The sequence below is a fragment of the Dialister sp. genome, assembly GCF_036343215.1.
GTDB lineage: Bacteria > Bacillota > Negativicutes > Veillonellales > Dialisteraceae > Dialister.
Window position 1 is genome coordinate 1 of sequence record NZ_JAZASU010000059.1, and the last position, 10228, is coordinate 10228.

Genomic DNA, 10228 nt, shown 5'->3' on the forward strand with positions numbered 1-10228 from the left:
AGCCCCTTGATGCCGGAATGTAAATCTGATAAAATCCCCAGGCCAGGGCAACTGTATAAAAATTGACCGCATTTCTAAAAACTCGAATTCCGATTATTTGACAAAGGGTAAGATTCAGTCCCGGGGATGGGTATCCTCAATCGTGGCCCGTGATCCGTGGTCCGTGAAGGTGGCGTCCTTCGGGCGCAGTATATATGGAAATTTGTACACGGGATTATGCTGCTGGATTGTCCAGCATAACCTGAATCGTGGTTCGTGAATCGTGGTTCGTTCTTCAGGTCCCGGGGATGGGTATCCTCAATCGTGGCCCGTGCTCCGTGATCCGTGAAGGTGGCGCCCTTCGGGCGCAGTATATATGGAAATTTGTACACGGGATTATGCTGCTGGATTGTCCAGCATAACCTGAATCGTGGTTCGTGATTCGGATCCTGGGGATGGGTATCCTCAATTGTGACTTGTTATTCGTTCTTCGGGTCCGGGGGTCTCTATTCTCAATTTCTGTTCAGGCGATTCTTGACAAGCGGTTCCCAATGGAATATTTTGGAGATATAAAGGAGATAATACTATGGATGACCTTGAAAAATATATGGAAAAGCAGATGAAGAATCCTGAATTTCGAAAGGAATATAAGGAAACGAAGATGGAATTTGAAAGAAATCGTATTCTCATCAAAATATCTTTAGAAGAGGAATCCCCTGAAAAGAAAGGAATGAGCGGCATTCATCCATCCTGCCTTTCACGATGAATCTGATTCCTGCCGCTTTACGGTGACTTCATCACTGGCGGGCTAAAACGAAACTATGCCAAGTCATAAAAAGTCCCGGGCTTCCCGGGATTTTTTACTTGGGCAAAGGAGACGTCGGATAAGCCTGGCCGTTATCCCCGGTATCGTTCCATTTGACACAGTTGGAAGGTTCCCAAGTGCCTCCTCCTTCCCGGTACTGCTCCATGAGACATGAATGGAAGGTTCCCCAGTGCCGCCTCTTTCCCGGTACCGTTCCATTTGATACAATCGGAAGGTCCTCCATCGTCTCTTTCTTCCCGCTCTGTGGTACAATACTCTATATAAAATCCAACAGAATCGAGATTAGAAACCATGGAAAAATATTTTGATATCAATGAGGAAGGTTACAGCATCCGCTGCCGGTTTTTCTGTTATGACAGGGGAGCGAGGACTTTTGACAATGTAGTCCTTGTGACTCACGGATTCGGGTCTTCGAAGGAAACGGCGGGGACTGCATCTTTCGGGGAGCATCTGGTTTCCAAATATAAAGATTATGCGGCTCTCGCCTTTGACTGGCCCTGTCACGGCATGGATGCCAGGAAGAAGCTTTCCGTTTCCGAATGTCTCACTTACCTCACCATTGTGTGCAATTATGCGAAAAAAGAGCTCGGTGCAAAAAATCTTTTCATTTACTCCACCAGTTTTGGCGCCTATCTGACACTGCGCTGCCTCATCGAAGTGGGAAATCCATTTAAGAAAATAGCCCTCCGCTGCCCTGGCATTCACATGTATGAAGCCATGAGGAACCATCTGACCGACGAGGATTATGCCAGACTGGAAAAGGGGAAGGAAATCTCCGTGGGCTATGCGCGGAAAATGAAGATGGATAAATCCTTCCTGGAGGACCTGAAAGCTTTCGACGTGACAAAGCATGAATATTTCGACTTTGCCGACGATATCCTCATCATTCACGGCACAAAAGATGAAATGATTCCCATCGAAGGGCCCCGGAAGTTCGCGGAAGATAATGTGATTGAATTCATTCCCGTAGAAGGGGCGAATCATCCCTTCCGGGACCCGAATCATATGGCCCTGGCCATCCACAAAATCATCGAATTCTTCCATGGGGATCTGGGGGAGTGAATCACTGAATTTAAAATCCATGCTTTAAACTGAACGTTGAAGTTATCAGTTCCCAGTGAAGGTAGTGCGCATCAAATACAAAGCACACCCAATATAAAAGGCTGTGGTATCGATTTCAATATCACAGTCTTTTTATTTATAGATTTTCTAAATAAAGCAGAAAAGATTCAGGATCTAATGCTCTTATTTTGCTGTCGGTAAAGTCTTTCAAATTTCGAGTTACAATGTAATCCGCTCCGATTCTTTCTGCTATTACGCTCTGCACAGAATCTTCAAAGTCTTTCCACTTGAGACAGCCAGCTCTCTTTAAATCGCTTTCCGTAAGATCAGCAGAAGAAAAAATTAAAAATAATTGAGTAAGCAGCATATCAATTGTTTCAGGATTTAATTTTTTGCGCATAACATATATTAAATTGGCCACGGTTAAAGTTGAAATTACCCCTTCAATCTGTTCTGTTTCACATAATTTCCAGATGATTTTCGAGGATTCCAGAAATTGTTCCCGTTCCTGAAGTACATCAAGAAGGATATTTGCATCAATCAATATTTTCATACTTTTCCCTCAGCGCTTCATCTCTTGCAGATTCAATACTGCCGGTGCCTTTTAAAATACCGGTTAGGGAATCAGTCAGAAATGTTATGGATTTGGCTTTTGGAATAAGTCTTCCAACTTCTTTACCATTTCTGGTGACAATCACTTCGTGTCCATTCATAACCAGGTCAAGATATTTCCCAAAGTTATTTTTCATTTCAGTAGCTGTTGCAGTTGTCTCCATGGGGTCCTCCTGTATTAGCTGATTAAGGCATAATAATATTAGCTAACATTATTATGATAGATTCACACAAAAAATGCAATGGGTAATTCTATTTTTACAAATTAATGTGACCAATATAAATTTGTGGTATCCATTTCGATGCCATGCTTTTATTTTAAAAAATTAATGTAAGCGGGATTTTGAATTTGATATTTCAATATAAAAGGTCCGCCTTCTTTCTGATGCGGACCACCAACACTAATAACTGAGAACTATTAACTTTTTACGTATGGATATTCCAAATCATATTTCACAAGAGTCAATACTCATTCTGCCACTCCCACGGTTTCTCCCATTTCCACGAACCAGCCGGGATTTTCGCTTCTAAGTTTTTCGAGGAGTTTTTTCCCTTCTTCTTCGCTCTCGAGAAGTACGAAGAAGGCGCTGCCGGAACCGGTCATGAGGGCGGGGCGGCAGAGGGAAGCGAGGCGGGCCGCCGTATTTCTAAGGATTTCATTTTCGCAGAAAAGGGCGGGTTCGAAATCATTGCAGAGGGAAGCGGCCAGGAGGTCCCGGCGCTTTTCCTCCAGCGCTTTCACGCAGGCGGAAGTGGTATTTATGAGATGTTTCTTCATGCGGTCAATCATCCGATAGGCAGCTGCCGTAGATTCTGCGGTCTGGGGACGGATGATGAGGAGGGGAAGGCCTTCCCAGGGAATCAGCTTCGTCAGTTTTTCCCCGATTCCTTCACACCGGCAGGCGCCGCCTATTACGCAGAAGGGAATGTCTGCGCCAAGGCTCGCGCTCATGGCTGCCAGATCTTTGAGACTCCTGCCCGTGTGGTAAAGCCGTTCCAGGCCCCGGAGCACTGCAGCGGCATCGGAAGATCCGCCGCCCATACCTGCTTCGGCGGGAATATGTTTTTCGAGAGTCATATGGACGCCGCCTTTGACGCCCGTTTCTTTGAAGAAAAGTTCCGCTGCCCGGACCATGAGATTGTCCCTGCCCAATGGCGCTTCCCCTTTCGTGACGGTCAGGGAAATGTCATCTGCCTTTTCCAGGGTGATTCTGTCGTGGAGGGAAATGGAGTGCATCACGGAATCAATGAGATGATATCCGTCCGCCCTCTTTCCGCCCACGGACAGGGTGAGATTGATTTTTGCGTACGCAGTTTCAGTGATCATGGCAGGCCTTTCAAAGTTTCATGGAATTGGAAATAGACGTATTCGTCAGTATTATAGGGGGTTATGGCAGAAGTGTCAATATTGTGAAATTTCGGGGAGTTGGAAGTACTTCTGCCGGCTCCGGTTTGAGGATTTTGGAGCGATACTGGGAAGGGGCTGAAATCCCGCTGCTCGAAACGGTTTTTGCAGAAATGCCTCAAAGCTTCCCGTCGAATCGGCAGGCAACCCTCGCAAGACCCGTCCGGCTCCTGCCGGACTGCCTCGAAATTTTCAAGGCGTCATCGGAAGGCTTTGACCCATCAGAAGATCGGAGTTATTTTCTTGCCACCAGAATGACAGCCAGAATAATGAGTCCCATACCGGCAAGCTGCCAGGTCCCGAAGAGAAGGTGGAAGAGGAAGAAAGAGAAAATGACGGATGAAACCGGTTCGATGGCTCCGATGATGCTTGTTTCCGCCGGCTGGATATAGGCTACGCTTCCCAGGTAGAAACAGAAGGAAAGGATGGTCCCGAAAATGACTACAAAAAGGAAGGCCAGAATTACATGCATAGAGAGGCTGCCGGTGAAATCCGTACAAAGGGTCACGGGAGCCATAAAAAAGGATGCCAGCAGCATTCCCCAGCCGATAATCATGGGAGCACCGTATTTCCGGATGATTCGTACCGGTACCACCGTATAAATGGCACAGGCCAGGGCCGCGAGAAGGCCCCAGAAAAGAGCCTTCGGTGAAATGGCCAGAGATCCGAAATCCCCGCCTGTGGCAATGAGAAAAGTTCCTGCTACTGCAAAGACGGTACAGCTGATTTCCACTTTGGAAGGAAGCCGCTTTTCCCGGAAACAATTCCAGAAAATGATGAGGATCGGATTGATATACTCCAGCACCGTCGCCGTAGGGGCATTGCTTTCCGCGATGGAAGCAAAATACCCGTACTGGGTGGCCATCATGCCAAAGACAGAAAAAATGAGGATAGAAATACGGTCACTCCGGTCTTTCCATATTTCAAAAATCTTCTTCCCCTGCAGGGAAAGGAGTCCGAGCAGCAGGATTCCTGCCAGGAGCAGCCGGCAGAAAGTCAGCCATTCCGGCGCGATTTCTTCATTAATGAGCAGGTACTGTCCCGCAATCCCGCTGGCTCCCCACAGGATGGCCCCCAGGGACGCAAAAAAGATACCTTTCTTTCGACTGGCTGTCATAGTTTCATCTCCGTCATATATACTTCTCCTATCATATAAGCTTTGGAAATATTTCGCAATGGGGAGAGGACACTATGGGAGGGAGAGGAGGCACCGGAGGGCCATGGGATAGAGGGAATTGGCGATATCCGCAGGCGAAATCCCGCCACGCGAAAACGCTGCCGGCTGGAAAAGCCGCAAATCCCCGGGTCCATATCCTCCCACTCTTTATTTATTATTTACAAAATTTATAATTGACATCGAATGGGTATGGGTCTATTATTTTAGTATATTAAAAAGCGCAATGATGCAGGCTCATCATTGCGCTCTTTGCGTTTTATAAGCCTTTTGAAAAAGGGGACCAATAGGGAAGATGTACTGTTCAACCGGAGAGGCCTTTGATCTCCTTAATCTTATGGGATCCGTCAATACGGTGGACCTTATCCTTTCGAAGTACTACGAATCCATCCCGATTGATGACCGGCTGATGAAGAATGACAAAGTCGGTTGACCGATAGAAATGAAAGGAGGTGATAGCATCCGGAATGAAATCACAAATCCGAACGGGCGGATGCTGTCACAAAATCCCCGTTCCTTCATCGGTCTATTTCCGCAGCCGGTTCTCCCCCTCTGGACTGACTGCGGGATAGAATAAGCCCGGCATCGTGATGCCCCACGATGCCGGGTATTTTATGTGATTTTAGGAGTCATCCGGTATATATGGAGACCTGAGTCAGTTACGGTTTTCGGGTCTTAGCCTCACCGCGGCATGTCTCGATAGAGTCACTATCGGGATTTCGGGGCGCGGGGGGCGGGAAGGTGTCGGCCTTAAGGCCGACGAGTTTATATGGGGAATGTACACAGGCGGGGTTAAAATCTCTGCCGGGGGAATTCTTGTTGATATGGGGGTGCTGGAATACTAACGGCTGAATACTGAAAGAGCTGTCCGGATTCTTTATTTCCAGAGCAGCTCTTTGGGTGATTATGCAGTTTTTTCGTTCATCGGCAGATCCGGATTATTTCCGTGTTTCCTATGATACCAGATGAGGTAGAAACGGACGATATTGGCTCCGAGGATTTTTACGAGAATGATGAGAAGAAGGATGATTCCTACGGGCAGCAGGGAAATCGGGACAAGCGGGGCGCCTCCGGCCACGGTATTATTGATTGTCGCGCTTCCGGCATACTGATAGGCGGCGAAGATGGTCCGTTCGTCATCATTGATGAGACCTTCTTTGTAAAGATCCTGGGTCATGATGGCTCCCACGTCGGAGGAGGTAAAGCTGGAAACGAAGGCCAGACCGCAGATTCCGGGGATGCCCATAAGGAAACGGAGAATGGGCTGGAAAAGTTTTCCTGCCGCAAAAAGGGCGCCGTAATGCTGGCATACTTCCAGAAGTCCCATGGCAATCATGGTCACCGGAACCATGGTGAGGGCAAAGGCAAATCCATCCCGTCCGCCAGATCCGCCGGCTCCCTGGAGGGCAACTTTGGCTCCTTCCGCATGACCGAACTGGCCCAGAAGGCTCATGAGGTCCAGTGCTTTGAGAGGCGTATCGGAATGGGAGAAGATGCCGGAGAAGCAGATGATGAGAAATAGCAGGGATACCCAGGATTTCCAGGTGATTTTGTAATCCATCCCTGTGAGGGAGGATTTCTTTTCGTTTTCATTTTCTGTCATAGAATCAGCTCATTTCTGGGAAATTATTTCTTATACTATACGACATAAGAAACATTTGTCAAATACAATTTTGTGACTCGGAGGGCCCATGACTGAAATTAACGGCTGATTCATTTCCCTTTCCCAATCTCCTATATATATGTAATAATAAATAAAAAAGCTGTACAATAATTGCACAATATGTAGAGCTGGTGGAAATTATAAAGTTATCAGTTATCAGTGAAGAAGGCCCGAACAATTTGTACACCTTCAAATTTAGAATTTGCTTTAATGAATCCTGCCATGGTATAACGGATACAGAATCCAATGGGGACGATTCCATGTCCCCGCAGTTGAAATGAGGTGTCAGAATGCAGTTTGATGGAAATTTTTATCCTTATCCTTCCCGTCGTGAAACGGTGTATGCGCGGAAAGGCATGGTCTGCACGTCCCAGACCCTGGCGGCCCAGGCAGGACTGGATGCATTGAAAAAAGGCGGAAATGCCATCGATGCGATTCTTTCTACGGCCATTGCCATGACTGTCCTGGAACCCACCAGCAATGGCCTTGGAAGCGATGCTTTTGCCCAGGTCTGGTTTCAGGGGAAGCTGTATGGCATCAATGGCAGCGGTTTTTCGCCGAAAGCCCTGACACTGAAAGCTTTAAGAAATAAAGGTTATGAAGAAGTTCCTCAGCGGGGCTGGGCGCCCGTCATGGTTCCGGGGGCTGTGGGACTCTGGTCGGCCCTTCAAGAAAGGTTCGGAAAACTGCCTTTCAAAGACCTTTTCGATGCAGCCATTTCCTATGCGGATGATGGCTATGCCGTCATGCCCTGCCTGTCTCTCATGTTTGCAAAGCAGGCGGAAGATTTTGCGCCCTATAAGAATGAAGAAGCCTTTTCCGCCCTGTTTCCACTCTTTTATCCCGATGGAAATCCCCTGAAACCGGGAGAAATCCTCCGCCTTCCTGCCGTGGCCCGGTCCCTCAAACTTCTTCGGGACAGCCATGGACGGGATCTGTACGAAGGAGAAATGGCAGATGCCATCGATGCCTGGTCGAAAAAGACGGGCGGATATGTCCGGAAGGAAGATTTGATGGCTTATCAGCCGAAATGGGTGGAGCCCCTCCACGTGAATTACCGGGGCTATGATGTATGGGAACTTCCGCCCAACGGTCACGGACTCGTGGTCTTGGCGGCTTTAAATATCGCCAAAGGCTGGGATTTCGCCCATATGCCGGAGACCGAAGCCCTTCATCTCCAGATGGAAGCCATGAAGCTGGCCTATATCGACGGGAAGGAATACATCGCCGACCCGGACTATATGTCTGTGGAGCCGGAGTATTTCCTCTCTGATGACTATGGGGCAAAACGGAGAAATGAAATCGGAGAAAAAGCGCTCCTTCCAAAGCCGGTCATTGTGAATGATGGCGGTACGGTTTACCTCTGTGCGGCAGATGGGGAAGGAAATATGGTTTCCTACATCCAGAGCAATTTTCGGGGCTTCGGCTCGGGCATCGCCATTCCCGGTTATGGGATTACCCTGAATGACAGGGGAAATAATTTCTACATGAATCCGAAGAGCGCCAATTGTGTGGGACCCCGGAAACGGTCTTACCATACCATTATCCCGGGATTCGTGACGAAGGACGGAAAAGCCCTGGGACCCTTCGGCGTCATGGGCGGCTTCATGCAGCCCCAGGGACAGTTCCAGGTCCTCATGAATTCCATCGAAAATCATCTGAACCCTCAGGCAGCCCTCGATAAGCCCCGCTGGCAGTGGATGGGCGGGAAATCCATCGAAGTGGAGCCGGGCCTTGGGAGAGAAGTCATCGAAGCGCTCCGGGCAAAAGGCCATGATATCCGGGTGAATGGAGATATGATGTCCTACGGACGGGGAGAAATCATCTGGAGAAATGAAAAAGGCGTCCTTTCCGGTGCCACGGAACCAAGGGCCGACGGAGTGGCGGCGGCCTGGTAAAGAGGATACCCGGGGCCTTTCTTGAAAAGCATTTGGAAATACAGGTATCAGTGACCGGTTCTCAGCTGTGTTGGCCGCCCTTCGATGAGTAAAGGGCGGCCTTTTTCATGGGCTTGATCCATTTTCAATGAAAGCCCTGTATAAAAATAGACCCGCATCCGATTGGATGCGGGTCTATTTTACTGATGACCATATCCTGCAGTCCGCTGCAATGATTGGAGGACTGCTTTCTTACGGGAAGGCTCAGAAGGAATCTTTCGTGAATTCCCATTTGTCCACGGTGTATTTGTCGATGACTTCCCAGTTCGGTTCATAACCGGTGCCTACTTTCTGGGGAACTTTGATCATGCCGTGGTTATCGATGGGTGTGGAAGGAACGGCGGTATCTACGGCAAAGTAACGGTCGCTGGCGGGGATATCGTTTGGATATTTGTAGCCCGGAAGGGTTGCCGCGGCGATATTATGGCTTCTTGCGGTACCCTGATCCTGCATGCCGCCGGACCATACGTAGACTCCGTGCTCAGAGGCATATTTCTGGATCCTTCTGGCTTCGGTGAGGCCGCCTACGCGGGAAACTTTGATATTGATGATTTTGCAGGAGCCCAGTTCGATGGCTTTCCGCGCATCTTCCACATCCAGGATGGATTCATCCAGGCAGATCGGGGTTTTGATGGCCTGCTGCAGATGGCGGTGATCCACGATATCATCACAGGCAAGAGGCTGTTCGATCATGAGGAGATTGTACTGATCTATTTCCCTGAAAAGGTCGATATCTTTCAGGGAGTAAGCGGAGTTTGCATCCACCATGAGCATGATCTCCGGGAATTCTTTGCGGACCGCTCTGATGTAATTGATATCATAGCCCGGTTTGATCTTGCATTTGACCCGGCGATAACCCTGGGCCATGTATTTTTCAATGGTTTTCAGCAGTTTGTCCGGGGTATCTTCGATGCCGAGGGATACGCCCGTTTCCACTTCGGTCTTGGTGCCGCCGAGGGCTTTCCATTCCGGAATGCCCAGCTCTTTGGAGTACAGTTCCCAGAGAGCGCAGTCCACGGAGGAACGGGCCATTCTGTTTTTACGGATCCAGTCAGTCTGGTCATGGAAGTTTTCCGGGCTGTCGAAATCGAGCTGGAAAAGGGATGGAATGATGAAATGCTTCAGCACCACCAGAGCGCCCAGGGTGGTTTCTTCATTGTACCAGGGACGGAAGAAGGGGGAGCATTCGCCATAACCCTTGTTTCCTGCATCATCTTCCAGTTCCACGATGGAGAAATCCTTGGCTTCGGTCAGTCCGAAGGAAGTGCGGAAAGGAACTTTCAGGGGGATCCTCATCTGGCGGATGGTGGCTTTTGTGATTTTCATGATTTTCTCCTTTCAGAATGATGGAAATATGGAATCTTGCTTAATCGAAAGACCGCTTTGAGAGTGAGGGACAAAACCTTCAGAAATATTAGTTATCAGTTAATAGCAATATCATTAACTTAAGAAAATCATGAAATAGTTCAAGTACGCGTCGAAAGATGCGTGCTTTTTTTGTGCAAAAAATTTAAAAAAATCCGACAAAATCTGAAAAAAGTACTTGACAAACGCAAAAAATTTTGCGGCG

10 protein-coding genes are annotated in these 10228 nt (G+C 48.3%); 4 read left to right on the forward strand and 6 right to left on the reverse strand.

Annotated features, from left to right (window positions below; genetic code table 11):
• The first annotated feature begins 565 nt into the window (after positions 1-565).
• Together VZT47_RS07620 and VZT47_RS07625 are read left to right on the forward strand one after the other, a co-directional pair.
• Positions 566-745 (forward strand): hypothetical protein, encoded by a 180-nt coding sequence (locus VZT47_RS07620; protein ID WP_330224374.1) that lies wholly within the window; start codon positions 566-568, stop codon positions 743-745.
• Positions 746-1096: 351 nt separating this feature from the next.
• Complete coding sequence (locus VZT47_RS07625) at positions 1097-1867, forward strand: alpha/beta hydrolase (RefSeq protein ID WP_330224375.1); 771 nt, start codon at positions 1097-1099, stop codon at positions 1865-1867.
• Between the two features lie 136 nt (positions 1868-2003).
• Here VZT47_RS07625 and VZT47_RS07630 read toward each other — a convergent pair whose 3' ends face one another.
• From VZT47_RS07630 to VZT47_RS07645, 4 genes are all read right to left on the reverse strand, one after another.
• On the reverse strand, positions 2004-2420 hold the full coding sequence (locus VZT47_RS07630; protein WP_330224376.1) for a type II toxin-antitoxin system VapC family toxin: 417 nt from the start codon (positions 2418-2420) through the stop codon (positions 2004-2006).
• Positions 2404-2643 (reverse strand): type II toxin-antitoxin system Phd/YefM family antitoxin, encoded by a 240-nt coding sequence (locus VZT47_RS07635; protein WP_330224377.1) that lies wholly within the window; start codon positions 2641-2643, stop codon positions 2404-2406. Before VZT47_RS07635 ends, VZT47_RS07630 begins: the two co-directional genes overlap by 17 nt.
• Before the next feature lie 305 nt (positions 2644-2948).
• Positions 2949-3806 (reverse strand): 4-(cytidine 5'-diphospho)-2-C-methyl-D-erythritol kinase, encoded by an 858-nt coding sequence (locus VZT47_RS07640; RefSeq protein WP_330224378.1) that lies wholly within the window; start codon positions 3804-3806, stop codon positions 2949-2951.
• Between the two features lie 313 nt (positions 3807-4119).
• A complete protein-coding gene (locus VZT47_RS07645) occupies positions 4120-5001 on the reverse strand; it encodes a DMT family transporter (protein WP_330224379.1) in 882 nt (293 codons plus the stop codon).
• Between the two features lie 352 nt (positions 5002-5353).
• Here VZT47_RS07645 and VZT47_RS07650 point away from each other — a divergent pair, with 352 nt between their 5' ends.
• Positions 5354-5491 (forward strand): hypothetical protein, encoded by a 138-nt coding sequence (locus VZT47_RS07650; RefSeq protein WP_330224380.1) that lies wholly within the window; start codon positions 5354-5356, stop codon positions 5489-5491.
• A 471-nt stretch (positions 5492-5962) separates the two neighbouring features.
• Here VZT47_RS07650 and VZT47_RS07655 read toward each other — a convergent pair whose 3' ends face one another.
• Complete coding sequence (locus tag VZT47_RS07655; protein WP_330224381.1) at positions 5963-6661, reverse strand: nucleoside recognition domain-containing protein; 699 nt, start codon at positions 6659-6661, stop codon at positions 5963-5965.
• A 350-nt stretch (positions 6662-7011) separates the two neighbouring features.
• On the opposite strand from VZT47_RS07655, the gene VZT47_RS07660 reads away from it, so the two are divergent.
• Positions 7012-8619, forward strand: coding sequence for a gamma-glutamyltransferase family protein (locus VZT47_RS07660; protein WP_330224382.1), 1608 nt, complete (start codon positions 7012-7014; stop codon positions 8617-8619).
• A gap of 243 nt (positions 8620-8862) precedes the next feature.
• On the opposite strand, the gene menC is transcribed toward VZT47_RS07660, so the two are convergent.
• Positions 8863-9984: an o-succinylbenzoate synthase gene (gene menC / locus VZT47_RS07665; RefSeq protein ID WP_330224383.1), complete on the reverse strand. Its 1122-nt coding sequence runs from the start codon at positions 9982-9984 to the stop codon at positions 8863-8865.
• Positions 9985-10228: the final 244 nt, after the last annotated feature.